We start from the raw sequence: 26,300 nt of genomic DNA on the forward strand, positions 1-26,300 counted from the left end.
CAGACGCATTGCCCGGTAGCTAAGTTCGGAATCGATAACCGCTGAAAGCATCTAAGCGGGAAGCGAGCCTCGAGATGAGTCATCCCTGAACCTATAAGGTTCCTAAAGGGTTGTTGAAGACTACGACGTAGATAGGCAGAGTGTGTAAGCGCTGTGAGGCGTTGAGCTAACCTGTACTAATTGCCCGTGAGGCTTAACCATACAACACCCAAGGGGTTTTAGCGGACTCCATGAGCACTTGAATGAGTGTTGAGAGCTTAATTAGTAAGAGCTAGTCAGATTTTCCCAGATTGCTATTTGCTGCCCGAAGGGCGGTGAATAAACAGAATTTGCTTGGCGACCATAGCATTATGGACCCACCTGATCCCATGCCGAACTCAGTAGTGAAACGTAATAGCGCCGATGGTAGTGTGGGGTCTCCCCATGTGAGAGTAGGTCATCGCCAGGCTCCCAATTTAGATATGCGTATTGAACAACGTGTATCGGATAGACATGAACATGTTTATCACCGTGTGGAGCGGTAGTTCAGTTGGTTAGAATACCGGCCTGTCACGCCGGGGGTCGCGGGTTCGAGTCCCGTCCGCTCCGCCACTTATTAAAGAAACCTCAGTCGAAAGGCTGGGGTTTTTTACTATCTGTAGCATTGAAAAAGGACTCTCACGAGCCTGCGGCTTGAGTCCCACTTGTACGCAAGCCCGGCCGTTCCGCCACTTATTAAGAAGCCTCGCTAGAAATAGCGAGGCTTTTTTGCATTCTGTGCGCCCTAAAAGTGCTGCGCCCTATAAGTGCTGCGCACTTTAGTCGCGGCACTGGCCGTGCGCGTTGAGTCCCATCAGCTCCGCCACTTAATTAGAAAGCCTCGTCAGAAATGGCGAGGCTTTTTGCGTTTAACGTCTGGGGGAGCGAGTTAATTTTAGAAGTGAAAGGCCATGTTATTATTGGCTTTCAATGACAAAGAGTGGAGCCAGTAGCTCAAGGATGGTTTCTCGGAAGGGCTCGTGCGTCTTACTGCCTAATAGCTCTGCAATTTCTTGTCCTGTTGGTGATAAGCGGTAATATGTGAAACTAAGACCTCTCTGGTGTGGAGTGAGCTGATAGGTATGGTTCTGGTAGCTAAATGGAAGCGGTATACCTGATGCTAACTCTCCCGACTCTAGTTCACTTTTTAATATAAGCCCTAGATCTAATAAGATCAGAAGATCGGAGTAAGGTAGAGAAAAGTTACCTAAAGAAACGGCATGTAGGGAGGGGGCGAACAAGCTGGGCAGGAACTTGTGTTTTATTTTCAAAGCAGTCAGGAGCTTTTTGCTTTTGTCATTGCCAAAATGACATGACAGTGTACAGGCGCGGTGGAAAACTTGTGCTTCTTTGTGGGTCATATTACGCAGCGTATCAAGCGTCTTTAATGATACTGAGCCAGGGGACAAAAATTCTTGTCTGAGAATTCGGCTCCATAGTTGCTGCATTGAACTGTTACGTATTTTTTTTGCGATTGAAGTGAAGTAGTTAAGCCAATCAGGATCAATATTCTTGGCTTTCTCGAGAGGGGTCGTATCGAAGGTTAGCTTGAATATTTTCTCAAGATTTTCTTGTTGGAAATGTTGCTCTTTTTTGTATCGGCCTTCACACCTTTCTGAAACGGTATGTGGCCCATCGTTAGTAATTTTGTAGCTGACACCGAGCTCTTCAGCAATCGTACTAATGATATTGGGAGGGTAGCTTTTGGTCTTTTCTTTGTCTGTTGTTTGTGGTTCTAGGGGCGGGGATACTTTGCTCTCGCCTTCCATAGTGATCACCCTTAAATATTTGATGGCCAGCTTCAAGGGAAGCTGGCTAAATTGATATTACATATCGTCGTAGTCTTCGATGGCGCTGCCTTCGAGCAGGTAGCCCACTTCAGCAAGATCATGGCTCACGCTCTGGGTTTTCAATGTTCCCACGACGTAAACCACATCCCATAGCTGCTGTATAGGCGCTCCTTTCGGAAATTTCACGTACACAATCTGATTGGGGGGCGGAGGTGGTACGTGGATACATGCACCAAAATATGGCACTAAGAGAAACTCGGTAACCGCTTTATCATCACCCTCAAGAGGGATCACAAACCCTGGGATTTTGACTGTGCTGCCATTGAGTTCTTCTCTGACGTTGCCAATCATTGATTGGTTTGCGGCCTCTCCATCATGATTGAGGATCGGCATTTGGTTTGCGTTGAACTGAGTGCGTTCTTTTTCTGGAACTAAGTCAATCCAGTCCAGCGTCAAAGCTTCATTTGCAGAGCTCAGAAGTGGAAACCAGCAGCAAAGTGCGAGTAGCCATCTTTTCATGTGTTTATACCTTTATAGTCATGCCGTCCGAAAGCGAATGTCGATAGGCGCGGACAGCAGGAATGATACCAACTAGCATACCAGCTAACTGAACGAGTACTAACAACAACAGCTCATGGTTTGTAGGAGCTGTGATCGGAATAAATAATCCAAACTGTGTCTGGATAATTGGCTGAGTGATCAGCAAGATCAAGTACAGTAAAGAGGTACCGAGGGTGACTCCGAGTGCGGTCAGGAGGGTTGCTTCACTGGTTAGCAGGAAGAAGATATGACCGGGTCTTGCCCCCATGGCCCTGAGGATTGCCATCTCCCGCCGTCTTTCATTCAGGCTGGTCAATAAGCTGGTCAACATACCGAGTAGTCCCGCGATCACGACAAAGCCTGAGACAACCAGCAATGCTTGCTCTGCTATAGACATCATGCCCCACAGTTCATGAAGGGCGATACCTGGCATGATGGCACTCAGTGGTTCTTTGGTATAAGTATTGATATAACGTTGCAGAGCAAAGGTTTGGATTTTCGAATTGAGGCCCAGCATAAATGCTGTGATCTGCTTGGGGGCGAACTGCTGGGTAGCCAGCAGCTCCGCATCTGGCGTTGGTCCTAAGCGGGCTCCACTTTCCCATCCGACATGAATAGCTTCAATAGCAGGCAAAGAGACATGAACGCTTCGATCGACAGGTGTACCGGTAGGCTCAAGTATACCTACGATTTTAAAGGGCAAGTTGTCATGACGGTTGAAGGACTGATCACTGATGCCATGGGCGATGATGATTTCGTCATCAATTTTGTAATCGAGCTTTTTAGCAACCTCTGCACCGATAACCGTTTCAAATAGGCTATCGAAGATCTTACCCTGAGCTAACTCAAGCGGTTGTTTCTGCCCGTAACGGTAATGTTTAAAGTAATCACCGTTGGTACCTATAACACGGAAACCACGATGAGAGTCGCCCAGTGAAATTGGGATCGCCCATTTTACTGAACGGTGTTGGCTGATTTCTTGGAAGCTTTGCCAGTCGATATTATTAGTTGCATTACCAATTCTAAAAACAGAGTAGAGTAATAGGTTAACTTGTCCGGAACGAGACCCGACGATGAGGTCTGTTTCTGATATCGTATTGGCAAAACTGGATTTGGCCTGTGTCCTGACCTTTTCAACTCCAAGCAATAGGGTCACCGAGATTGCAACCGTCAATAGTGTCAGTATTGCGGTTGCTTTTCTATTAGCTAGGCTTTGCCAGGCAAGGCGAAGAATTGCTCCCATTACTCCCCCTTTGCAGCTTGGTTGATGGCGTTAAGGTTGATGCTGCGATCAAATAGTGGCTCGAGCGTTTCATCATGGCTTACAAACAGCAACGTGGTATCTGATTTATCGCATTCAGCCATTAGCAATTTAATGAAGGCCTCGCGGTTATTATGATCCAGCGCTGAGGTAGGTTCATCTGCAATAAGCAGTTTGGGCTTACCAATCAAGGCTCTTGCGGCGGCTACTCTTTGTTGTTGACCGATGCTGAGCTCGCTGATGGGACTATCCAAGCATTCTGCTGGTAAATGAAGTTGGGTGAGTAACTGCTTTGCCTGTTCATACATCCCGCCGTTAACGTGTTGTTTGCGTAATGTCGAAAAACGGCAAGGGAGGAGTACGTTATCAATGACAGACAGGTAAGGGAGTAGGTTGAACATCTGGAAGATGTAACCAATATGGTCGGCCCTAAAACGGTCTCTACTGGTTGGCTTCAGGGTGCTGAAAGGCTGCCCAAGTAGCTCGATGGTGCCTGTTGTTGGTTCGTTAATCCCAGCCAGTAAACTCAAAAGGCTTGATTTTCCACTGCCGCTAGGCCCCTTGATGAAGACTTTTTCCCCTTTGTTCACAGCCAGTGACGGGATATCTAATAGCGGTTTGGTTTGGCGAGGCCATTGGAATGTGAGTTCGCGAATCTCAATAATGCTCATGGTTTGTCCTGAAATGGGGAATGAATTCCCCATTTTGGTTGGATAAGTATTAGAAGCGGAAAGTGACTGCGTTTGAGGTCAGTGACCCAGCTTTCTGTCCTTTATCTGTAATCGCATTGACAGTGATGCGCTCAGTGGTTGGGAAGTGGGTAAACCACTGGGTTTTGACATCAGTGAGCTGATTAATATCGCCACACTTGTAGGTGTATTGCGCCGAAAACTCGCCGTGCGCACCATGCTGGTCGTGGTCGTGGTCGTGGTCGTGGTCGTGGTCGTGGTCGTGACCGTGGTCATCATGATCGTGTTTGTCATGCCCGTGGCCGTGGACATCATGATCATGTTTGTCATGACCGTGCTCATTGCCTTCTTGAGCCGATAACGTTTCAGTGACTTGGCTATCTACCAATTGGCACTGCGCACTCGATGTCAGCATCCAGGTTGAATCTGGTGATGCTAACTTTTTTATAGCGTTTTCAAGCGCAGCCTTTTGCTCAGCAGTCTGTGGTGCGTGTTCAAAGCCGACGACATCAGCGCCTGGCGCGTGTATTTCCATCAACAAGTCTTGCCCGTCTTGAGCGATATTCACTTCAACGACACCATGGACATGAGCATCATGTTGGCGAAAGTGTTCTTCTGCAGAGGCTGTGCTCGATACAGCCAAACCAATGCTTACTAATAGAGTCGTGATTGGTGATAGTGATTGATTAAAACGCATGGTTACCCCAATAAATTGTTCGTGATTAAAAAGTCGTAGTGTTAACTATCACGAGTAACGGGTGGGGAACGGGCTATTGGAGAGCGATATCGCTGAAACCCTTGATGGGGCTCAGTATTGACGATTATCGTGTGGAGCGGCGGAGTCTCAGGAAGCAAACTGTGCTGAACGAGGAAGCTGTCATGGACGACGTGGCAGATGGAGCAGTCGATCGCATGGTGTTGGTCTGAAGTCGCTTCTAGTTGGTGCAATACGGTGACAGGCCCGATGATGACGATCAGGCAGATCAGTATTAGGCTAAGTCTGTGTATCCAGTATTGTGCGAGATTCACTTTGATAAAATGAAAACCATATCCATGAGGTGTAATAATATAACATTACTACTTTCGGCATAACATGGCTTTCATATCATTTTGATTTTAATTGAGGTTTATTAAGTTGTCCTAAAGGTTACTTTTTACCAACTCTAGTGCCTGTTCGATTTCTTGAGATGACAGTTTGCCTTCTTTTACAAACAGTACATGGCTACTCTTATCAAGGACAATAATGGCTGAATCTTCCGCAGCAAGCTGCCACGACTGATGGACGGTACCATTGGCATCCAGCACCATCGAAGACCAAGAGAAGTCGCGTTTGCTATCCTCAGCGGAAGATTTCACAAAGCTACCGGTTCCCCAGATCGCATCATCTTGATTGATGATGGTCGTAGTTTGGTATTGTTCATTCGGAAAATCTGCTGCTGTTATGGCACTCATTAGATCGGCATTCAGTGCCTTGGCTGAGCTACGGCCAGCAATGGCTTGGATCACCCGCACTTTGCCAGCTAACTGCTCGCTATTCCAATCTTGATAGACAATTTTGTCATCTTGTAGGGTAATTTCCCCCTTATCTGCAACCACAACATTTGGCAGTGCATCACCGACGTTTAGATTGTGGGCAAACACACTGCCGGGTAGTAGCATAGCCATCAAGGCAAAAGTAGGCTTCTTATTCATCATTATTTCCATTATTTATTAGACGCGCCATTATCTTAGATTACTGTCAGCAAGCTGGTTTAACCAGTTTGTAAAGCCTTGAACTTAATCACGAAAATATAAAACAAAGTGCGTATTTGGGTGGGTGGGTCAACGGATTAGCGATAAACTTACCAAACATTGATTAACTGGCAGGTAACTTGCTTGATTATTTTCGTCTTGGAAAAAGGAAACATCCGGGCGTTTTCAAGGTCTATAGTGATAGTAATTTTGTGAGGGAACCATGTTAAGAGTATTCAAACAATATCGACCAAACCAAGTTGCTCGGCATGTGAAAAGCTACTTTCGGGGCCGGTTATTTATTATCGGTGTTGGGGCTTTTGAATTTGATTGCGGGCGTTTATTGCCACCCAAAAAGCAGGACACCAAGGCGCTGAATGTGCTGAGCGAAGTCAACCGTGAGATCCAGCTCCTTAGTGCAGAAGCTTACTAATATTGTTATTTCGGAGGCATACATATGCCAGTTCCGCCTAGCCCGCAATAACCACCTGGATTCTTGGCAAGGTATTGCTGGTGGTAATCTTCGGCAAAGTAAAACGTGCCCACCGGGAGGATTTCTGTGGTAATCACAGCATCGGCCAGCGCTTGCTGGTAAAGGGCTTTGCTGGCTATTGCTTCTTGATATTGCTGATCTGAATTGGTGTAGATTGCTGAGCGGTATTGGGTACCCACATCATTACCTTGCCGCATGCCTTGGGTGGGATCGTGGCTTTCCCAAAACAGTGTCAGCAAGGCGCCTAGACTGATCTGTTGCGGGTTAAAAATAACCCTGACGACTTCGTTATGACCTGTCAGCCCGGTGCATACTTCTTTATAACTTGGGTTGGGGGTGAGTCCGCCACTGTATCCGACAGCTGTGCTGTATATACCTGTTTGTTGCCAAAATAGTCTTTCCGCCCCCCAAAAGCACCCCATCCCGACAGTAAGCACTTCCATTCCTTGAGGGATCTCGTCATTGAGGGGAGTGCCATTCACTGCATGGGGTAACGAAGGCACAATTGGGGTTGCCCGGCCAATCAGGGCTTGGCTTTCTGTTGGCATGGTTTGTTTGGATGATGACATGGATATTTCCTTATTTTGATGCCACTGACTTTCTTCAAAGTAGAGGAAACAGGGAATACATTCAACTTCGGCGGATTTTCGAAGCAAAAGATTGGCAGTTAGGGCTGGGCTTTGTCAGAATTAAGCATGCACAAACATAAAAATAATGCGCTAACCGATGAAGTAAATAAGAATGAAGATACCTTTTTTGCGCTATGGCCTAGCAACACTTGCGCTTACCGTTGCTGTACCGGCTTCAGCCGCGACCTCTTTGAAGATAAAAGGGTTAAAAGGCAGCCTCAAGGACAATGTTGATGCTTATGTCTCTGCAATCCCTGAAGATGATTACAATACTTCCTTACGCTTTCGCGAGCAGCTTGAGGGAGAGATCCGCGATGCGCTCAAAGCGTTAGGACGCTATAACCCCACGATCACGTTTTCCGAAGCTGAAGAAGGTAGTGAACTGGTTGTTCAGGTTGCGGCGGGGCCAAAGACAACCATCGCCCGCAGTAGCATTGTTTTGACCGGGATGGCAAAGACAGATCCTGATTTTCTTGCTCTTATTCGCACCAGTGGGCTGGGGTTGGGTCAGACGCTTAACCATGGAAAGTACGAGTCATTGAAGTCGTCTCTGACCAGCTTGGCGCTGAGGAAAGGGTACTTTGATGGCGAGTTGAAAGTCAGCCGTCTGGAAGTTGCGCCGAGCCGTAACGAGGCGTTCATCACGATAGAGTACGCTTCGGGCCAGCGCTATAACTTTGGTGAAACGGTTTTCGAAGGCAGCCAGATCGATCTGGATCGCTTAGAGTCATTGATGCCCTACGAGGAAGGTGACCCATACCTCGCTTCAACATTGGGTGAGTTTAACCAGCGCCTGTCCAATGTCGGCTGGTTCTCTTCGATATTTGTCGGTGGTGAGATTGCCGACATCAAAGACGAAGAGATCCCTGTCAGTGTGGTCGTCAAACCGCAAGTTAAGAACCAAGTTGAAACCGGTATCGGTTATTCGACCGATGTTGGCCCTCGTCTGAAATTCAACTGGCGCAAGCCGTGGCTCAATAGCAAAGGGCATAGCTTGAGCATCAAAACTGAGCTGTCTGAGATCCAGCCTAAAATCGAAGCGACCTATAAAATCCCGCTTGATGATGTACTGAATGATTACTATCAAGTTGTGGGTGGGATCCGCTATGTTGATAACCACGATACTGTCAGTACAGAAACCAATTTGGCCGTTGAGCGTCATTGGCGTTTGGAGTCGGGTTGGAAGCGGATCGCGTCAATGCGCTTGCTCTACGAAGACTATACCCAGGGTAAAATTGAAAGTGGCAATTTGTTTATGGTGATCCCGGGGATCAGTTATGACAAAACACGCCTTCGTGGTGGTGCGATGCCGACTTGGGGTGATAAGCAGCTGATCTCAATTGAGTACTCTGATCCCGTGTTAGGTTCTGATACCCGATTAACACGGTTACGTGGACGTTCAGCTTGGATTCGTAGTGAGGGAGAGAACCATCGAGGACTGTTCCGCTTGGATGGCGGGGCAGTGATTGCCGATAACCTGACGGATATTCCTCCTTCAATGCGCTTTTTTATCGGTGGTGACAATAGCCTGCGAGGTTACAGTTACGAATCAATTTCGCCACGTAATGAAGAAGGCCTTAGGGAAGGGGGTAAGTATATGCTTACTTCCTCGCTTGAGTATCAGTACCGAGTCTATGGCAATTGGTGGGGAGCTGTTTTCTATGATTATGGCTCGGCCTGGAACGACAGCCCTGAATGGCTGGCCGGTACCGGGGTAGGTGTCCGTTGGGCATCGCCGGTGGGACCTATCCGTGTTGATTTTGCTTGGGGACTGGATAAAGAAAAAGATAAATTCCAGCTCCACTTTGTTTTGGGGCCAGAAATATGATGTGGGTAAAGCGCTCGGCTATCGCCTTGTTGGCACTCTTGATGGTGGTGGTGATTGCCATAGCAGCACTGTTGTATACCCCCGCCGGGATTAAAGTTGCAGTATGGGGGGCGCAGAAAGTCTTGCCGTCACTGAGTATAGGGGCCAGTCAGGGTAGCCTATTGAACGGGTTCTCTTTGCAGCAGGTGGATTATAGTGATGACAGTATCGACTTATCTGTCGCGCAGCTGGCCTTGGATATTGAAGACAGCTGTTTGCTGACCCCTGCGGTATGTATTTCTGAGCTCGCGCTGTCTGGAGTACGGTTTTCGATGCCGGAGCTGCCTCCGGCAACAGCAGATACCGAGCAAGCAGTACCTTCTGAGCCTGTGACAGAGATAAACTTACCACTTCCTATCAGCCTCTCACGCCTGGTTCTTGATGATATTGAACTTGATGTGCTCGGCAATAAAGTCGCTTGGCAACACTTCTCTAGTGCGGCGGATATGCAGGGGGATACACTGACCCTCAAGCCGACAGACTGGAAGAATATTGATCTTACCCTGGCACCCGCTAGCGCTGAATCGGCAGAGGCCGCTAAAGCTGAGACCGCAGCACCGCAACCTATCGTGTTACCCGAAGTCCTTATCCCACTTTCGATTGATGTCCAGCGTTTTACCGTTGAGGCATTTACGCTTCACGGTGAGACGCCGCAGACCGTAGAGAAGCTAGAATTGATCGCTAAGGCGAAAGGCAGCGAGGTGGTGATTGAGGCGTTGGAGGTTTCAGCGCCGCAGGCCGATCTGAAGGCTGAGGCCAATATTGCACTGACAGGTGATTACCCGCTGGCGCTCAAGGCAGATGTTGCTATCAAAATGGCCCCGTTGAAACAGCATGACTTGGTTCTCAAAGCTGACGGCAGTGTGGCCAATTTGATTCTGGATGCCCGTGTCAAAGGGACGCTGGACGCTTGGTTGAAAGGGCGTTTATCCGCGCTGGATCCGGCGCTGCCTTTTGATATCTCCCTTGAGAGCCAGCACCTGCAATGGCCTATTGATAGCAAGCCAGATTTTGAGGTGAAAGAGACACAATTGACGGCCAAAGGCAGCCTTGATGGTTACCGTTTTACACTCAAAAGCCAGATTGATGGTAAGCCGATGCCTGCTGTCGGCGCCGAGTTGGTGGGTAAGGGTAGCCTTGAAGATATTGAATTGAGTCGTCTTGCGGTTGATACCTTAGGGGGCTCTATTTCCGGTAATGCCAAGGCGAGTTGGAAAGACTTGGTGACCTGGCAAGGTGAGCTGGCCTTTAGCCATATTCAGCCGGGGTTGGAGTGGCAGGATGTACCCGGGGATTTAAGTGGTAAGTTGAGGACATCCGGTGGGCTTACCTCACAAGGTGGCTGGTTCGTTGAGTTGCCTGAATTGGTTGTTGATGGTGTGGTGATGGAGCAACAGCTCGATCTCGTAGGGCAATTGTCGGCTAAAGATAACTCAGGTAAAGGGGATCTTCAGCTGGATACTCAGGGGTTGGCGTTGAAGCATGGACCGAACGGGTTCTCAGCCAAAGGTCGGCTGACCAAAACTTGGGATATGGCCGCTGAGATCAATGCACCGGATCTATCCCAATCCCTGCCAGGTTTGCGTGGCAGTGTGAAGGGCAATATTCAACTGAAAGGAAAAATGGTTGAGCCGGATTTGGATGTCGATTTGGTTGGCGAGGCCTTGGGCTGGGAAGAGCTAGCCTCGCTTGAGAAATTGACACTGAAAGGTCAAATCACTCCGATGCCTGCACTAGACGCCGATATCAGCCTGACCGCATCAGGTGGCCGTTATGACACCTTTACCCTGAAAGATTTATCGCTGTTGTTCCAAGGAAGTGAAAAGCAGCATCAGCTAGTGCTGGATGTGAATGCTGAACCAGTAAGCACAGTATTGCGTCTGCAAGGGGAGCTCGACCGAGATAAAGGTTGGCGTGGCGCACTCCAGCAAGGAGAAATTGATACCGAGCTAGGTGTTTGGAAGCTCGATCGTTCCACTGCGTTGGGTTACCGGTTTGATAAGCAATTAGCCAGTGTTGCGGCGCATTGCTGGGAACAAGGTCAAGGTAAAGCTGCCCTGTGCCTAACCCAGAATATGGAAGCCGGTGCGAGTGGCCGTGCTAATGTGGCGCTGAGCAATGTCAGCTTCGAGATGCTGGAGCCATTTCTACCAGATACGCTAGAGCTTAAAGGCAGTGCTGGCGCGCAGGCTGAAGTGGCATGGGCACCGCAATCGGCACCGTATGTTAAAGCCAGTGTCAATTTGCCGGCTGGTAGCGTGACTCAGCAGCAAGACCCTGACTTGGAGTCGGTCACTGTCGCTTGGGATAAGGTGACGATCAATGCAGAAGTTAAGCAAGATACATTGATGGCCGATTGGTTATTTGCGATTCGTGACAACGGTGATTTGAGCGGCCGAGCCAAGATCGCTCCTTTGAGTGGTGATCAACAGCTGGATGCTCGCTTGAAGCTAGATCGCTTCATGCTTGGCTTCCTGAAACCCTTATTGATGGACTATCACAGCTTCGATGGCCAGATTGATGCCGACCTCTCGGTAACTGGGCCGGTGATGCATCCTGCGGTCAATGGTTTGCTCAAGGTCAGTAACGTTAAAGCCTCGGGGCGGACCGTGCCGCTGGATGTGGATAAAGCCGATATTACGGCCACCTTCAGTGGTTATCAGGCCCAGCTCAGCGGTGAGGTGGTGACACCGGATGGTAAGCTGAATATCACCGGTGACGGTAACTGGCAGGATCTGGCTAATTGGCGTGGCCAGCTCGGGGTCAACGGCCGGGAGCTTGAAGTGACAGTACCGCCATTGCTGGCGGTGAAGGTGTCGCCGGACTTGATGATAAAGGCAACGCCGAGGCAAGCTGAGATAACGGGCAGTGTCGCCATTCCATGGGGACGTATTACGGTCGATCAGCTACCGGAGTCTGCCGTCTCGGTGTCGGATGATGAGATATTGCTTAATGCCGATCTGCAACCCGTCGATACTGAACAGCCGATCCCGTTTAATCTTAAGACCAATGTCCTGGTGAGAATTGGCAACGACGTCAAGCTATCCGCATTCGGGCTTAAAGCCGGGCTGGTGGGGGATCTGAATGTCCGCCAAGATGAAAAAGGCCCGCTGGTATACGGTGAAATCAATCTGCGTAACGGTACCTATCGTTCTTTTGCTCAGGAGTTGGTGATCCGCAAAGGGCAGATCTTGTTCAATGGGCCTGCCGATCAGCCTTACTTGTCGATTGAGGCAATCCGGGATCCTGACAATATCGAAGATGACGTGATTGCCGGGCTGCGGGTGACAGGACCTGCCGATGAACCGAGGGTGGATATTTTTTCTGATCCGGCGATGCCACAGCAAAATGCCCTGTCCTATATTCTACGGGGAAGGGACTTGGACAGTGAATCAGGTGATAGCAATGATGCGATGGCAACCACCTTACTTACCATGGGCTTAGCACAGAGTGGCCAGCTTGTGGGGAATGTAGGGGAAGCATTTGGTGTTCAGGATTTGGCATTAGATACAGCGGGTTCAGGTGATGATACCCAAGTGACAATCAGTGGCTATATTGCACCGGGTTTACAGGTGAAGTACGGAGTGGGTATTTTTAATTCTATTCCGGAATTCACCGTGCGTTACCGATTGATGAAAGATCTCTATGTGGAAGTGGTCTCGGGTCTAGACAGTGCGGCTGACTTGCTATACCAATTTGAGTTTAATTAATGCAGCCAGAGGGAAGAGTGAAAGTCTTTGTCTATGGTTCCCTGCGTGAGGGGGAGGCCAATGCCGGCCTCCTCAAAAATGCAGTTAAGTTAGGCTCGGAGTGCCTGCACGGAGGCTATACTCTTTATGATTTAGGTCCTTACCCTGCGGCTGTAGCCTCATCGAAAGGAGGACAGCTCTGGGGGGAGGTCTATCAAATCAATGAGTGTACTTTACGGGCGCTCGATTGGCTCGAAGTATATCCGGTTGAATATGATCGGGTAGAGGTTGACACCTCTTACGGTAAGGCATGGATATATCTGTATAACCACTCTGTGGATGGTTTGCCTGTGATCGTAAACGGAGATTGGTGCCAACGAGGTGGCACGGTATCAAGCTCTTTTCTCTAGCTTCTTTTATCCTAGCTTACTGGGGCATCGCTTCGGCCAATGCCTGGTAGCTTTCACCATTATAGATATTGGTATAGCCAAGTTCGGTCAGGGTTGCTTCTGCAATGCCTGAGCGGCGGCCTGAACGGCAATAGATAAACAGCGATTGACTTTTGTCTGGGGCAAAACTTGTTAGCTGATCAATTTGATCATAGGGAATATTGATGGCTCCCGGAAGATGGCCGTTGATGAACTCCTCATGGCTGCGGACGTCAATGATCATTGGCCTGCCGGAGTGGCCACCATGGTAAGACTGCCAAAATTCCTCTGCTGTCACGACGTCTGCGAATGATGTGTTGGCCCATAAGCTCAACATAAAAGCAGCAGCTATCATCAGCCTTTGCATAGGATTACCTCTGTTACTTTCCCGGGCTTATTGCCCGGGAATGATAGATCTTAGCGTTTATTTTTCCTGGGCGCGCTTGAATGACTCGAGGATCTCTTCCTTGGCGGCGGTAGCGTCTGCCCAGCCTTCTACTTTCACCCATTTACCCGGCTCAAGTTCTTTGTAACGCTCGAAGAAGTGGGTTATTTGGGCCTTTAAAAGTTCAGGGAGGTCATTAATATCCTGAATATGCTCGTACTCTTTGGTTAGCTTGCTGTGAGGTACTGCGACAACCTTGGCATCTTCGCCTGATTCATCAGACATTTTTAGCACACCCACAGGACGACAGCGGATCACCGAGCCAGGAACCAAAGGAAAAGGTGTTGGCACCAGTACATCAACCGGGTCACCATCAAGTGATAGGGTGTGGTTTACATAGCCGTAGTTACAAGGATAAAACATCGGTGTAGACATGAATCGGTCTACGAAAACAGCACCACTGTCTTTGTCGACCTCATACTTGATTGGATCGGCATTGGCAGGGATTTCAATGACAACATAGATATCTTCGGGTATGTCCTTCCCAGCAGGGACCTGATTCAGGCTCATCGTCTCTTCCTTTTGCTTGGTTAATCAATTGTTGGTGTTGTTGAAATTATAATACCAACAACCTTCTTTTATTGTCTAATAGCAATAAGTTGTCGGCGTAGTTAACACTTTGAGGGAGAAAGAAGTACTGCTGGAAGAAAACAGGCTGAGGAACTCAGCCTGTTTGTTTACTTAGTCTTGCTCAGGGAACTCAGCCAAGAAAGCTTCGACTTTCTCTACCATGTTGGTTGAACCGACAAAGAAAGGTACGCGCTGGTGGAGTTCAGTCGGTTTGATATCCATGATTCGGCCTGCACCATCCGAAGCCTTGCCGCCAGCCTGTTCAATCAGGAAGGCCATCGGGTTGCACTCGTATAGTAGGCGTAGCTTACCAGTTGGGTGGGTTGCTGTGCTTGGGTACAAGTAGATACCCCCTTTCAACAGGTTACGGTGGAAGTCTGAAACCAGTGAACCGATGTAACGTGAAGTATATGGGCGGTCGTCTTCCGGTACATTTTCCTGGCAGTACTTAATGTACTTTTTCACACCCATTGGGAAGCGGAAGTAGTTACCCTCGTTAATTGAGTAAATACGCCCATCTTCAGGGGTTTGTAAATTTTCGTGCGATAGGCAGAACAGACCCAGAGATGGATCGTAGGTAAAGCCATGCACACCGTTACCTGTGGTGTAAACCAACATGGTTGAAGAGCCATAGATAATATAGCCCGCAGCCACTTGCTGGTTACCTGGTTGCAGGAAGTCTTCTTGTGTTGGTGGGGTGCCAACAGGTGAAACCCTACGGTAAATGGAGAAGATAGTACCGACGGAAACGTTTACGTCGATATTCGAAGAACCATCTAGTGGATCCATCAACACGACGTATTTGGCGTTACGGTTCAACTCGCGGTTGAAAGTAACGGCTTCGTCTTCTTCTTCACTTGCTACACCACAAACCTGGTCGCGTGCTTCCAGAGCGGCTTTAAACTTATCATTAGCATAAACATCGAGTTTCTGCTGCTCTTCACCCTGGACATTCTCGTCGCCGAATGAACCTGTGATATCAGCTAGGCCGGCCTTGTTGATTTCACGGTTGACGATTTTCGCCGCCAGTTTAATTGAGCTCAGCAGCGAGGAAAGCTCACCGCTGGCGTGGGGGAAGTCGTTCTGTTTCTCGACAATGAACTCGCCAAGGGTTCTAATATCGGACATATACAATCCTTGCATCTTGTTGTCATTGGGGCGGTTAAGTCAGGTACAATGTCTCTAACGGACAATTTTTATACCCATATTGGCATTTAGCCTTTTATAGTGCGTGCTCTATTTTGTATAAAATATTGTATATAAAGATCTTTTTTATGGTAACGAAGTAACGCATAAGCGTGAAATTAGTGAAAATTACCGAGTGAGCCGACAGTTATGCACATCCATATTTTAGGAATTTGTGGCACTTTTATGGGCGGGGCGGCAATTCTTGCCCGTCAGCTGGGCCATAAAGTGACCGGCTGCGATGCCAATGTTTATCCGCCGATGAGTACCTTGCTTGAATCTCAAGGTATTGAAATTATTCAAGGTTATGACCCAGCTCAGCTAAACCCTGCACCTGATTTGGTGGTGGTTGGCAATGCGATGAGCCGTGGCAACCCTTGTGTGGAATATGTGCTTAACCATAACCTGCGTTATACCTCGGGGCCGCAGTGGTTGCAGGAGATTCTGTTGCATGACCGTTGGGTACTGGCTGTTGCTGGCACCCATGGTAAGACCACGACAGCCAGTATGCTGGCTTGGATCCTGGAAGACTGTGGTTATCAACCGGGCTTTTTAGTCGGAGGGGTGCTTGGAAACTTCGGAGTTTCCGCGCGTTTAGGCGAAAGCATGTTCTTTGTCGTCGAAGCGGACGAATACGATAGTGCTTTTTTCGATAAACGTTCTAAGTTTGTTCATTATCGACCACGCACCTTGGTAATGAACAATTTAGAGTTCGATCACGCAGATATCTTCGATGACCTAAAGGCTATCCAGCGCCAGTTCCACCACTTGGTGAGAACCGTCCCGGGCAATGGCCGGATCTTGGCGCCGAAAGGAGTTCAAGCGATTGATGAAACACTGGGCATGGGCTGTTGGAGCGAGCTGGAATATATTGGCGAAGACGGTCATTGGTTAGCCAACAAGCTTGATGCGGCCGGTAGCCGTTTTGATGTCTTGCTCGATGGTTGTAAGGTCGGGACTGTTGATTGGGATCTCATCGGTGACCATAACGTCAGCAATGCCCTGATGGCTATTGCAGCGGCCCGTCATGTCGGTGTCACCGCGGATTTAGCGTGCGAGGCGCTGGGCAAGTTTATCAATACCAAGCGTCGTTTGGAGCTCAAAGGCGAGCAGGCTGGGGTAAAAGTCTATGATGATTTTGCCCACCATCCGACGGCGGTTGAGCTGACTTTAGGTGGCCTGCGAGCAAAAGTTTCCCAGCAACGTATCCTGGCGGTATTGGAGCCTCGCTCGAACACCATGAAACTCGGCGTACATAAACTGGATTTGGCCCCGGCGCTGGCAGCGGCCGATGAGGTCTTTATTTATCAACCTGATAACATCCCATGGTCGGTGGATGAAATCGCCGAGCATTGCCAGCAGCCTAGCCAGACTGATAGTGATTTGGACGCGTTGGTGAGCAAGGTTGTCGCGAGCGCCCGTCCCGGTGATAACATTCTGGTGATGAGTAACGGTGGTTTTGGTGGTATTCACGGCAAGCTTCTTGCGGCCTTGGAGGCTGCGAGTGAGTGAGCGTAAACGGGACAAACGTATTACTCTCGCGTGGACAGGGGCGTCGGGTGCGCCATATGGACTGCGCTTGCTGGAGTGCTTGTTGGCGGCGGATTACCATGTTTACTTGCTGATTTCCTCGGCAGCGCGGGTGGTCTTGGCGACCGAGCACGGGTTGAAGTTACCCTCTGGCCCTGATGCTGCCAAGGTGGCGTTAGTGAAGCATTTGGGGTGCGATCCTGATGGTCTTGAGGTGTGTGGAAAAGAAGACTGGTTCTCGCCGGTCGCTTCAGGCTCGGCTGCACCCAAGCAAATGGTGGTTTGTCCGTGTTCGGCTGGAACCTTGGCTTCGGTGGCCCACGGGTTGTCGGATAACTTGTTGGAGCGGGCGGCCGATGTGGTACTCAAGGAGCGTGGCCAGCTGTTGATGGTTGTACGGGAAACACCGTTCTCGACGCTTCACTTGGAAAACATGCTAAAGCTGTCACAGATGGGCGCAACGATTATGCCTGCGGCTCCGGGGTTTTATCACCAACCGACGAGTATCGAGGATCTGGTGGATTTTATGGTCGCACGTATATTGGACCACCTCGGGGTTGAACAAGGTTTGGTGCCTCGTTGGGGTTACGACCAAAGAAAGTAAATACACAGAAAAGGAAAAGCCCGCTCAAGCGGGCTTTTTTGATCTTGTTAACTGCCCACAGACTCAGCCAGGTGGGCCTGCGGTTTGAGCACCAGCACATTGATCGGGGAGTTTTCTACCACTTTGGTGGCGACCGAACCCAGCATGACTTTATCCAGCCCAGAGCGCTTGTGGCTGGGCATGATGATCAAATCAGCCCCAACCCGCTCAGCATGATCCAAAATGGTCGTCCACGTTTTCCCTTCCGAGACATGCTGGTGGTGGACAATTTCCGGTGGAATATAGGTTTCGGCAAAGGCTTTGAGTTGCTGCTGTGTATCCTGCATCATTTTGCGGGCCGCATCCTTGGGGAAATAGCTGGATACCATGGCCATGTGGATGCCAGGAAGAACATTCAGCAAGTGGATAGTGGCGTTGGAGTGCTTGGCATGCCATACCGCCAATTCAACCGCTTTGTCTGCGAACCCTTTTTCATTAAGGTCGACCGGAACTAAGATTTGCTTATACATACTTTTCTCTTTGTTCACGAAGGGAGAGGCTACCTTTAGTGTATACCAAACCGAACTGACCCTTTCGTGATGAAAGGGCCAGATTGGCGGTTTTACTTGATGTGGCCAACAGTTTTAGCCCGCCGGCGCTGGTTCCAGCCAAGGGTACCTAGTATGAGCAGAGTCGGAATGAAGACCCACTCTTTCATCGGACGGACTGCAGGCAGGCTGACGGTGGTGATCTCCCAGTCGAAGTCGATACCCGCCTGTTCGGCAGGGCTGCCAAACTCAACCATGTCGACGATCATTTTATCGCCATCCTTACGTAGCATCAGGCCGGTGGAGTCGATGCGATCATCGGGAGATACCGCTTCTTCATCAAACGGTAGTAGCACGTGTTTGGTGACAAACTTCCCTTCTAGATTTTCTCCGCTGACTTGCAGTTCTAACGGTTGGCCAATGGCGAGCTTGTCCGCTGCATCAGCGATCAAGGTACCCGGCATTTCGTGTTTTGGCGGATAGACCATATCCCACCAGAAGCCCGGACGGAACAAAGTGAAGGTGATCAGAAGCAATGCGACGACCTCCCACCATTTAGTTTTGGTAAACCACCATCCTTGTGTCGCAGCCGAGAAGGTCAGCATAGCAATAATAGCCGAGATGACCGTCAGCATTAGGTGCCACCAAGAGTCGATATTCATCATCAATAGCTGGGTGTTGAAGATAAACATGAACGGGAGGATGGCGGTTCGGATATCGTAGGTAAAGCCTTGGATACCGGTCCGGATAGGATCGCTTTTGGCGATAGCGGCAGCAGCAAAGGCGGCCAAGCCTACTGGAGGGGTATCATCGGCAAGGATGCCGAAGTAGAACACGAACAAGTGGACAGCGATCAATGGGATGATCAGGCCGTTCTGGGCCCCAAGGGTAACGATAACCGGTGCCATCAAGGTTGATACCACGATATAGTTAGCCGTGGTCGGCAGTCCCATTCCGAGGATCAAGCTGATCAACGCGGTGAATAGCAGCATCAGTATGATGTTGCCACCCGAGATGAACTCAACAAACTCGGTCATTACCAGCCCGATTCCGGTCAGGGTGACCACGCCGACGACGATACCGGCTGCGGCTGTTGCCACACCAATACCGATCATGTTGCGGGCACCGGATACCAGGCTCTCCAACAGGTCGACAACCCCTTCCTTACCGGCTTCAGCTAGCGTCTTTTCCTTATTGAACATCGCCAGTAATGGACGTTGAGTTAATAGAATAAAGATCATGAACACGGTCGCCCAGAAAGCGGAAAGCCCCGGCGAGAAGCGCTCAACCGTCAGGCACCATACCAAGACGACAATAGGCAACAGGAAGTAAAGGCCGGACTTCATCGTCGGTCCCGGATCCGGTACTTCGGTGATCTCCGCGTTTGGATCTTCTAGCGTATGATCCTGGTAATCCGCGGCGACTTTGATCAGTGCCACATAAGCGATCAGGACCACCCCGGCGATCATCGGTGTGGCCGCTGCCCCAAATACATCTTTGGTCCAACCGACGCCGTAATAGACTAATGCACTGAGAACAATCAAGCCGAGAATCGTACCGCAGAAAGACAGCAGGCTCTGGGCGAGGGTCGGCTTGTAGCGACGTTCTAAGCCAGACATGCCGGCCTTACAGGCTTCAAGGTGGACAATATAAATTAGTGCAATGTAGGAAATCAGTGCCGGTAGCAAGGCTGCCTTGATAACCTCGACATAGGAGATCCCCACATATTCAACCATCAGAAAGGCTGCAGCCCCCATGATCGGCGGAGTCAACTGGCCATTGGTTGACGCGGCGACTTCGACAGCACCGGCCTTGGTGCCCGGGAAGCCTACTTTTTTCATTAGCGGGATCGTGAATGTCCCGGTCGTTACCACATTGGCAATCGATGAACCAGAAACCAAGCCAGACAGCCCGGAGGCGACAACCGCCGCCTTGGCTGGACCGCCCCGCATGTGGCCCAGTAGCGAAAAGGCCACCTTGATAAAGTAGGCTCCGGCACCAGCACGTTCGAGCATGGCCCCGAACAAAACAAAGAGGAAGACAAACGAGGTCGATACGCCGACTGCGATACCGAATACCCCTTCCGTGGTTAACCAGAGGTGCGACATTGCTTTGTTCAGGCTGGCACCTTTATGGGCAATGACATCCGGCATGTGAGGGCCGCCGAAGGTGTAGAGCAAAAAGACGGCTGCGACGACCATCAAAGGCGGCCCCAGTGCGCGTCGGGTGGCTTCTAGCAGTAGCACCATACCGATGACCGCGACCACGATATCCATTTGGGTAGGAGCACCGGAACGGCCGGCGAGCTGGGTGTAGAACAAATAGATATAGGCAGCGGCAAAGCTCCCTGCAAGGGCAAGGATCCAGTCGACCAGTGGGATCCGGTCGCGTGGCGAGCGTTTGAGTGCTGGGTAGGCGGTAAATGCCAGAAAGATGGCAAAAGCCAAGTGAATCGAGCGGGCTTCGGTGTCGTTCAGGACGGCAAAATTAAAAATAAACGGTAACGGTGAGGCGTACCAAAGTTGGAACAGGGACCAACAGAGTGGAACAAACCACAGGATACGTCCAGCCAGTCCAATCGGGCTCCGTGCCCCGGTATCCGCCTGAGCCACCATATCTTGCACATCTGTCGACGATTGTGTTGTCTTCGTCATGCATAATCCTTCTTCGATGGGCTAGGGTGTGATTAGAATTTATCGGGATGAATACGAGAAACAGCAAGCGCCATAATGCGGCGCTTGCTGGGCAGTGTTGCCTATCAGCGGGATTACTTCAGGTAACCGGCTTCTTTGTAGTATTTCACTGCACCTGGGTGGAGCGGGATAGACAAGCCATCTTTGACCATGTCTTCAGGCTTGAGGTTGGCAAAAGCCGGGTGCAGACGTTTGAAGGTATCGAAGTTTTCGAACACTGACTTCACGACAGCGTAAACAACGTCATCTGAGACGTCGGTAGAAGACACCAGTGTTGCAGCAACACCAAAGCTATTGACGTCACCGTCTGTCCCTTTGTACATGCCGCCCGGTACCGTGCTTTTGGCATAGTACGGGTTGTCTGCCACGATTTGGTCAATCTTAGCACCCGTCGCTGGGATCAACTTGGCATCACAAGATGTGGTGGCTTCTTTGATTGAACCGTTTGGATGACCGACGACATAAACAAAGGCGTCAATCTTGTTGTCGCACAGAGCTTGTGAGCGCTCGGAACCTTTTAGTTCTGAAGCCAGTTTAAAGTCTTTGTTGGTCCAGCCCATCGCGTCCATTACCACACCCATAGTGGCGCGGTCGCCTGAGCCTGGGTTACCGATGTTCACACGCTTGCCTTTCAGATCTTCGACACCGTTGATGCCAGCGTCAGTACGGGCAATGATGTTGAACGGTTCGGTGTGCAGCGAGAACACCGCGCGGAGTTTCTTGTACGGGCCTTGTTCTTCGAACTTACTGGTGCCGTTATAGCCATGGTACTGCCAGTCAGACTGTACGATACCGAAGTCCAGTTCGCCTGCACGCATAGTATTGACGTTGTAGATCGAACCACCGGTAGACTCGACTGAACAGCGAACATTGTGTTCTTTACGGTCTTTGTTGACGAGCTTACAAATCGCACCACCTGTCGGGTAGTAAACACCGGTTACAGAGCCGGTACCGATAGTGATGAAGTTTTGGGCATTGGCCATGCCAGTGGTCATTACTGCTGCAGCAAGTGCACTGACTTTGACGAATTGCTTTAATGCCATGTTTGTCCCTTCCTAATTGTTGTTATTTCCAGAGAAAAGCCTTTTCCATCTGTGGTAAGGCGTGCCTACCTGAGGGTAATTCATCGCTGAATCTGGCTAATGATATCAAAACAAAGTAATAAGTTTAAAACTATGTTAATGAGAATGGGGTGGTTACAGCGTGGAAATAGTTACTGACAGTAACAGAAGATAGAATAATTATTTAAAGCAATCAATAGCTTGCATGAGGAGAGAAGATTCGGTGAAAGTTTGTCTTATTGTGACATAACTCTCACTATAGCAGGCAGTCAAACGTATCGTTTGCTACCTGGTATAGTGGTATAGATAAGCAATTACTTGCTGTAGTCGAACAGGTCGCAGACTGAGTCGTAAAGCTCTTCTGTTGAGATGGTATTGGTTGGGGTGATAAAGATGGTATCGTCGCCGGCAACCACACCCAGGATCCCTTCAGCCTTGCCAAGAGAGTCTAGCAAACGGGCAATAACTTGGGCTGCACCCGGGCCGGTATGAATGACGACTAAGGCACTGTTATAGCCGATCTCCATTACTAACTCTTTGAGAGGACTACTTGTTGTCGGAACGCCAAGCTCGATTGGCAGGCAGTAGACCATTTCCATCTTCGCATTACGGGTACGTACTGCGCCGAATTTCGTCAACATGCGAGAGACTTTGGATTGGTTGATATTGTCGAACCCCTGAGCTTTCAATGCGTCGACGATTTCGCCTTGAGAGCTGAATTTCTCTTCTTTTAGAATTGCCTTGAATGCTTTGACTAAGCGTTCTTGTTTATCTGAATTTCGCATAAGTAAATTTCATGTCCAGGGACGAGGTGCTGTATTCTGGCACAACTTTTTGGATTCAAGCAAACAGTGTTCAAGTAAACTGGTGCATGTATCACCATTATAGCCGTAAGAAGTGAATAAATATTGACGGATATGCAGGCTCTACTCGATGCAATCGTCAATCATGCAAGGGGGAATGTTATAGGGATGTAGCACATTTTGTTCTTGCCTATGCGTGATATCGCAAAGCTGGTGGCATCTGATTGTATTTCTCTATAGGTTACTATAACGTCAGTTCTGTTTGTGATATGAAATCAGTGTTTTAAATCAACTGTGATTTCATATGATTAGGTCTGAAAATTATATACTTCTATCGTAAAGGAGAACGAACATGAAAGTTGCTGTAATTGGTGCGGCCGGTGGTATCGGTCAGGCTCTTGCCCTGTTGCTTAAAAATCGTCTGCCAGCAGGTTCGGATCTGGCTTTGTATGATATTGCCCCTGTAACACCAGGTGTTGCGGCTGATCTGAGCCATATCCCAACTCCTGTTTCCATTAAGGGATATGCCGGTGAGGATCCAACGCCAGCGCTAGAAGGTGCTGATGTTGTTCTTATTTCTGCGGGTGTTGCCCGTAAACCTGGAATGGATCGTGCTGATTTGTTCAATGTGAACGCCGGCATTGTTAAGTCCCTGGCTGAAAAAATTGCGGTGGTTTGCCCTAAAGCGTGCGTAGGTATTATCACTAATCCTGTGAATACCACTGTCGCTATTGCGGCTGATGTGTTGAAAAAAGCAGGTGTTTACGACAAGCGTAAGCTATTTGGTGTGACCACACTGGATGTTATCCGCTCTGAGACGTTTGTCGCCGAGCTAAAAAATGTCGACCCAGGTGAGATCCGTGTACCGGTGATCGGCGGTCACTCTGGTGTGACAATCTTGCCATTACTTTCACAGGTAGACGGTGTTGAGTTCACTGAGGAAGAAATCAAGGCGCTGACACCACGTATCCAGAATGCGGGTACTGAAGTGGTTGAGGCAAAAGCGGGTGGCGGCTCTGCAACGCTATCTATGGGTCAGGCGGCTTGTCGCTTTGGTCTTTCTTTGGTTCGTGCGCTGCAAGGCGAGACGGGCCAAGTTGAGTGTGCTTATGTCGAAGGTGACGGTAAGCATGCTCGTTTCTTCGCGCAGCCAATCTTGCTAGGTAAAGAAGGCGTCGAAGAAGTGATGGATTACGGTACGCTGAGTGCATTTGAGCAAGAAGCACTGGAAGGCATGATGGATACACTTCATGGCGACATCGCCAAAGGCGAAGAGTTTGCTGCGAAGTAATCTGTAAGCGAATTAAAAGAAGCGGCCAATTGGCCGCTTCTTTTTTATCTGTGCGTGTTGGATATTGGCAGAAAGATTGCTACCAATCATTTAGTAGTAATTATCACAGCCTGTGTGGAGCTGTGGCTGCTCGACAAGATCATCGCAGTTGATATTGATCCGGCGATGATCATCCATGTTCTCGATGATCGCGGTGTTGTGATCTTGATCTACATTGATAACTTCGGCAACCCCGTGTTGGTACTCCACCCACATACCAGGCTTGAGCTCTTTTGCTTGCATAGTGGCCTCCTGTCATGATCTCGATGATCCAGCCTTTATTGATATAACTATAGAATATCGTGATGGCAGTGAATGGTTACGGTCTTTAGCTGGTATAAGATCAAAAAAGCCTGCCGAATGGCAGGCTTTCAGGCGAAGTCGTCATCACGTTACTTGTTGCGGTGGACCGCGAGGTGGGCCAGTGCAATCAAGGCGTCTTTGTATTCGCTATCGGCAATCTTAGCCAGGCTAGCGATGGCTTTCTCGGCCTCTTCCTCAGCGCGCTGCTGGGTATAGTCAAGCGAGCCGGCTTGCTTCATGCATGTGAGGATTGGTTCTAGCTTGTCAAGGCCATTACCTTTCTCAATCGCTTCACGGATCATCGCTGATTGTTCAGCATTCCCGTGCTGCATCGCGTGAAGCAGGGGAAGGGTTGGTTTGCCTTCAGCGAGATCATCACCGACATTTTTACCCATCTCTTCACCATCAGCGTTATAGTCCAAGACATCGTCAATCAGCTGGAAGGCGGTGCCGAGGTAGCGGCCGTAGTTTTGTAGGGCACGCTCAACCTCTTCTGGCGCCTCTACCAAGATGGCGGAGATCTGGGTTGCAGCTTCAAACAGGCGGGCGGTCTTGGAGTAGATCACCTGCATATAGCTGTCTTCGGTGGTGTCGGGATCGTTGCAGTTCATTAACTGCTGTACTTCCCCTTCGGCGATGACATTGGTCGCTTCGCTCATGACATCGAGGATCCGTAAGGATCGTAGGCTGGTCATCATCTGGAACGAGCGAGTGTAGATGTAATCGCCCACCAAGACGCTGGCCGCATTACCGAACATGGCATTGGCTGTGGCTTTACCACGTCGCATATCCGATTCATCGACGACGTCGTCATGCAGCAGGGTCGCGGTGTGGATAAACTCCACAAATGCCGCAGCAGTTGTGTGTTGTTCGCCCTGGTAACCAAGGGCACGGGCTGCCAGTACAGCAAGCATCGGGCGTATGCGTTTGCCGCCGCCGCTGACAATGTAAAAACCTAGTTGATTAATGAGGGCTACATCTGAGTTCAGTTGAGCCAGTATCTTCGCGTCGACTTGTGCCATATCATTGGCAGTGAGCGCTTGGATAGCTTTGAAATCCATTGTACATCCAGCAAAATAATGTGCCGCACCCGGCGGATTGTTATGCGTGTCGGTTGGAAGCTTAACTGGTTTGACCCAAGCTGAAAAAACCGCCCAATTAAGATGGGAAGTGGCTCACAGTCAGGTACAAAAGGGTTGCATAGTTAAGTTTTGTTCATCAACCGATATAAATTAATTATCGAATATTACACTAAAAGACAGCAATCTTCATAACCTCGATTGCGTTTAAATCAATGACTTTTATTACTGACCAGCTTTTCGCCAATTTTCTTTGCACAAGCGCTTGCCAGTAGCCCTGATTTCGCGTAACATTCGCGCCCTATTGATGACAAGATTAAGCGCATACCCATTGCCCAAATTATACGTGGCAAATGGCCTATGCGGACAAGCGGAGTAAGACATGTACGCTGTTTTCCAAAGTGGTGGTAAACAACACCGTGTAAGCGAAGGCCAGACCCTACGCTTAGAAAAACTAGACGCTGAAACTGGCGCTAGCATTGAATTCGACTCAGTACTTCTAGTTGCTAACGGCGAAGAAGTAACTGTAGGCGCACCTTTTGTAGCTGGCGGTAAAGTAACTGCTGAAGTAGTTACACACGGTCGTGGCGATAAAGTAAAAATCGTTAAGTTCCGTCGTCGTAAGCACTCTCGTAAGCAAGCGGGCCACCGTCAGTGGTTCACTGAAGTCAAAATTACTGGCATCAGCGCTTAATAACAGGAGAATTTAAAGATGGCACACAAAAAAGCTGGCGGTTCTACTCGTAACGGCCGCGATTCAGAAAGTAAACGTCTTGGTGTTAAGCGTTTCGGTGGCGAATCTGTACTAGCAGGTAACATCATCGTACGTCAGCGTGGTACTAAGTTCCACGCAGGTAACAACGTAGGCCTAGGTAAAGACCACACTCTATTCGCTCTATCTGATGGTAAAGTGAAGTTCGAAGTTAAAGGTCCTAAGAACCGTAAATTCGTTTCTATCGAAGCTGAATAATTCAGTCTCGACACGAATGATAAAGCCCTGCCTACTGGCGGGGCTTTTTGTTTATGGGGGGCTTT

Annotated in this window: 25 protein-coding genes, 1 tRNA gene and 2 rRNA genes; 12 read left to right on the plus strand and 16 right to left on the minus strand. The window is 49.4% G+C overall.

Annotation, left to right across the window (positions count from 1 at the left end; genetic code table 11):
- From L4D79_RS25395 to L4D79_RS25405, 3 genes are all read left to right on the plus strand, one after another.
- Positions 1-201, plus strand: a 23S ribosomal RNA gene (locus L4D79_RS25395); the annotation flags it as partial.
- Between the two features lie 131 nt (positions 202-332).
- Positions 333-448 (plus strand): 5S ribosomal RNA (rrf, locus tag L4D79_RS25400).
- Between the two features lie 66 nt (positions 449-514).
- Positions 515-591, plus strand: a tRNA-Asp gene (locus L4D79_RS25405).
- 344 nt (positions 592-935) lie between these two features.
- Here L4D79_RS25405 and L4D79_RS25410 read toward each other — a convergent pair.
- The 6 genes from L4D79_RS25410 to L4D79_RS25435 form a co-directional block, all read right to left on the minus strand.
- Complete coding sequence (locus tag L4D79_RS25410) at positions 936-1,787, minus strand: TIGR03899 family protein (protein WP_428655706.1); 852 nt, start codon at positions 1,785-1,787, stop codon at positions 936-938.
- 57 nt (positions 1,788-1,844) lie between these two features.
- On the minus strand, positions 1,845-2,327 hold the full coding sequence (locus tag L4D79_RS25415; protein WP_428655708.1) for a DUF3299 domain-containing protein: 483 nt from the start codon (positions 2,325-2,327) through the stop codon (positions 1,845-1,847).
- 4 nt (positions 2,328-2,331) lie between these two features.
- On the minus strand, positions 2,332-3,591 hold the full coding sequence (locus tag L4D79_RS25420; RefSeq protein ID WP_428655710.1) for an ABC transporter permease: 1,260 nt from the start codon (positions 3,589-3,591) through the stop codon (positions 2,332-2,334).
- Complete coding sequence (locus L4D79_RS25425; RefSeq protein WP_428655713.1) at positions 3,591-4,280, minus strand: ATP-binding cassette domain-containing protein; 690 nt, start codon at positions 4,278-4,280, stop codon at positions 3,591-3,593. The genes L4D79_RS25420 and L4D79_RS25425 overlap by 1 nt, the downstream gene beginning before the upstream one ends.
- A gap of 49 nt (positions 4,281-4,329) precedes the next feature.
- Positions 4,330-4,995 carry a zinc uptake protein ZrgA gene (gene zrgA / locus L4D79_RS25430; protein WP_428655715.1) on the minus strand — a complete coding sequence of 222 codons (666 nt, stop codon included), beginning with the start codon at positions 4,993-4,995 and terminating at the stop codon, positions 4,330-4,332.
- Positions 4,996-5,438: 443 nt separating this feature from the next.
- Positions 5,439-5,990, minus strand: coding sequence for a YtfJ family protein (locus tag L4D79_RS25435; RefSeq protein ID WP_428655717.1), 552 nt, complete (start codon positions 5,988-5,990; stop codon positions 5,439-5,441).
- Between the two features lie 262 nt (positions 5,991-6,252).
- Here L4D79_RS25435 and L4D79_RS25440 point away from each other — a divergent pair, with 262 nt between their 5' ends.
- Positions 6,253-6,462 (plus strand): DUF1107 domain-containing protein, encoded by a 210-nt coding sequence (locus L4D79_RS25440; protein ID WP_428655720.1) that lies wholly within the window; start codon positions 6,253-6,255, stop codon positions 6,460-6,462.
- 5 nt (positions 6,463-6,467) lie between these two features.
- Here the strand turns inward: L4D79_RS25440 and msrA are convergent, their stop codons facing one another.
- On the minus strand, positions 6,468-7,091 hold the full coding sequence (gene msrA, locus L4D79_RS25445) for a peptide-methionine (S)-S-oxide reductase MsrA (protein ID WP_428655723.1): 624 nt from the start codon (positions 7,089-7,091) through the stop codon (positions 6,468-6,470).
- Positions 7,092-7,263: 172 nt separating this feature from the next.
- Between msrA and tamA the strand changes: the two genes are divergently transcribed.
- The 3 genes from tamA to L4D79_RS25460 are packed head-to-tail and all read left to right on the plus strand — an operon-like array spanning position 7,264 to position 13,117.
- Positions 7,264-8,979 (plus strand): autotransporter assembly complex protein TamA, encoded by a 1,716-nt coding sequence (gene tamA / locus L4D79_RS25450; protein WP_428655725.1) that lies wholly within the window; start codon positions 7,264-7,266, stop codon positions 8,977-8,979.
- Entirely contained in the window at positions 8,976-12,728 is a 3,753-nt protein-coding gene (gene tamB / locus L4D79_RS25455) for an autotransporter assembly complex protein TamB (RefSeq protein WP_428655728.1), read from the plus strand. Before tamA ends, tamB begins: the two co-directional genes overlap by 4 nt.
- Positions 12,728-13,117 (plus strand): gamma-glutamylcyclotransferase family protein, encoded by a 390-nt coding sequence (locus tag L4D79_RS25460; RefSeq protein ID WP_428655730.1) that lies wholly within the window; start codon positions 12,728-12,730, stop codon positions 13,115-13,117. The genes tamB and L4D79_RS25460 overlap by 1 nt, the downstream gene beginning before the upstream one ends.
- A gap of 16 nt (positions 13,118-13,133) precedes the next feature.
- On the opposite strand, the gene L4D79_RS25465 is transcribed toward L4D79_RS25460, so the two are convergent.
- From L4D79_RS25465 to fbp, 3 genes are all read right to left on the minus strand, one after another.
- Positions 13,134-13,502 carry a rhodanese-like domain-containing protein gene (locus L4D79_RS25465; protein ID WP_428655732.1) on the minus strand — a complete coding sequence of 123 codons (369 nt, stop codon included), beginning with the start codon at positions 13,500-13,502 and terminating at the stop codon, positions 13,134-13,136.
- 57 nt (positions 13,503-13,559) lie between these two features.
- Entirely contained in the window at positions 13,560-14,090 is a 531-nt protein-coding gene (gene ppa, locus L4D79_RS25470; RefSeq protein WP_428655734.1) for an inorganic diphosphatase, read from the minus strand.
- A gap of 171 nt (positions 14,091-14,261) precedes the next feature.
- Positions 14,262-15,278, minus strand: a complete 1,017-nt coding sequence (gene fbp, locus L4D79_RS25475) for a class 1 fructose-bisphosphatase (protein ID WP_428655736.1) — start codon at positions 15,276-15,278, stop codon at positions 14,262-14,264.
- Between the two features lie 207 nt (positions 15,279-15,485).
- Here fbp and mpl point away from each other — a divergent pair, with 207 nt between their 5' ends.
- Complete coding sequence (gene mpl, locus L4D79_RS25480; protein ID WP_428655739.1) at positions 15,486-16,847, plus strand: UDP-N-acetylmuramate:L-alanyl-gamma-D-glutamyl-meso-diaminopimelate ligase; 1,362 nt, start codon at positions 15,486-15,488, stop codon at positions 16,845-16,847.
- Complete coding sequence (locus L4D79_RS25485) at positions 16,840-17,469, plus strand: flavin prenyltransferase UbiX (protein ID WP_428655742.1); 630 nt, start codon at positions 16,840-16,842, stop codon at positions 17,467-17,469. Before mpl ends, L4D79_RS25485 begins: the two co-directional genes overlap by 8 nt.
- A gap of 47 nt (positions 17,470-17,516) precedes the next feature.
- Here the strand turns inward: L4D79_RS25485 and L4D79_RS25490 are convergent, their stop codons facing one another.
- From L4D79_RS25490 to argR, 4 genes are all read right to left on the minus strand, one after another.
- Positions 17,517-17,978, minus strand: a complete 462-nt coding sequence (locus L4D79_RS25490) for a universal stress protein (protein ID WP_428655744.1) — start codon at positions 17,976-17,978, stop codon at positions 17,517-17,519.
- A gap of 92 nt (positions 17,979-18,070) precedes the next feature.
- Positions 18,071-20,650, minus strand: coding sequence for a TRAP transporter permease (locus L4D79_RS25495; protein ID WP_428655746.1), 2,580 nt, complete (start codon positions 20,648-20,650; stop codon positions 18,071-18,073).
- 113 nt (positions 20,651-20,763) lie between these two features.
- Positions 20,764-21,732 (minus strand): TAXI family TRAP transporter solute-binding subunit, encoded by a 969-nt coding sequence (locus L4D79_RS25500; RefSeq protein ID WP_428655748.1) that lies wholly within the window; start codon positions 21,730-21,732, stop codon positions 20,764-20,766.
- A gap of 332 nt (positions 21,733-22,064) precedes the next feature.
- On the minus strand, positions 22,065-22,535 hold the full coding sequence (gene argR / locus L4D79_RS25505) for a transcriptional regulator ArgR (RefSeq protein WP_428655750.1): 471 nt from the start codon (positions 22,533-22,535) through the stop codon (positions 22,065-22,067).
- A 370-nt stretch (positions 22,536-22,905) separates the two neighbouring features.
- On the opposite strand from argR, the gene mdh reads away from it, so the two are divergent.
- Positions 22,906-23,844, plus strand: coding sequence for a malate dehydrogenase (gene mdh, locus L4D79_RS25510; protein ID WP_428655752.1), 939 nt, complete (start codon positions 22,906-22,908; stop codon positions 23,842-23,844).
- 90 nt (positions 23,845-23,934) lie between these two features.
- On the opposite strand, the gene L4D79_RS25515 is transcribed toward mdh, so the two are convergent.
- Both L4D79_RS25515 and ispB read right to left on the minus strand, forming a co-directional pair.
- The gene (locus tag L4D79_RS25515; protein WP_428655754.1) at positions 23,935-24,126 is read right to left on the minus strand and encodes a hypothetical protein; all 192 of its coding nucleotides are present in this window, start codon (positions 24,124-24,126) and stop codon (positions 23,935-23,937) included.
- A gap of 149 nt (positions 24,127-24,275) precedes the next feature.
- On the minus strand, positions 24,276-25,247 hold the full coding sequence (gene ispB / locus L4D79_RS25520; protein WP_428655756.1) for an octaprenyl diphosphate synthase: 972 nt from the start codon (positions 25,245-25,247) through the stop codon (positions 24,276-24,278).
- A 400-nt stretch (positions 25,248-25,647) separates the two neighbouring features.
- Between ispB and rplU the strand changes: the two genes are divergently transcribed.
- Together rplU and rpmA are read left to right on the plus strand one after the other, a co-directional pair.
- On the plus strand, positions 25,648-25,959 hold the full coding sequence (gene rplU / locus L4D79_RS25525; RefSeq protein WP_039456406.1) for a 50S ribosomal protein L21: 312 nt from the start codon (positions 25,648-25,650) through the stop codon (positions 25,957-25,959).
- Between the two features lie 18 nt (positions 25,960-25,977).
- The gene (rpmA, locus tag L4D79_RS25530; RefSeq protein WP_007467532.1) at positions 25,978-26,235 is read left to right on the plus strand and encodes a 50S ribosomal protein L27; all 258 of its coding nucleotides are present in this window, start codon (positions 25,978-25,980) and stop codon (positions 26,233-26,235) included.
- Positions 26,236-26,300 lie beyond the last annotated feature (65 nt).

Source organism: Photobacterium satsumensis (genome assembly GCF_050336935.1).
GTDB lineage: Bacteria > Pseudomonadota > Gammaproteobacteria > Enterobacterales > Vibrionaceae > Photobacterium > Photobacterium satsumensis.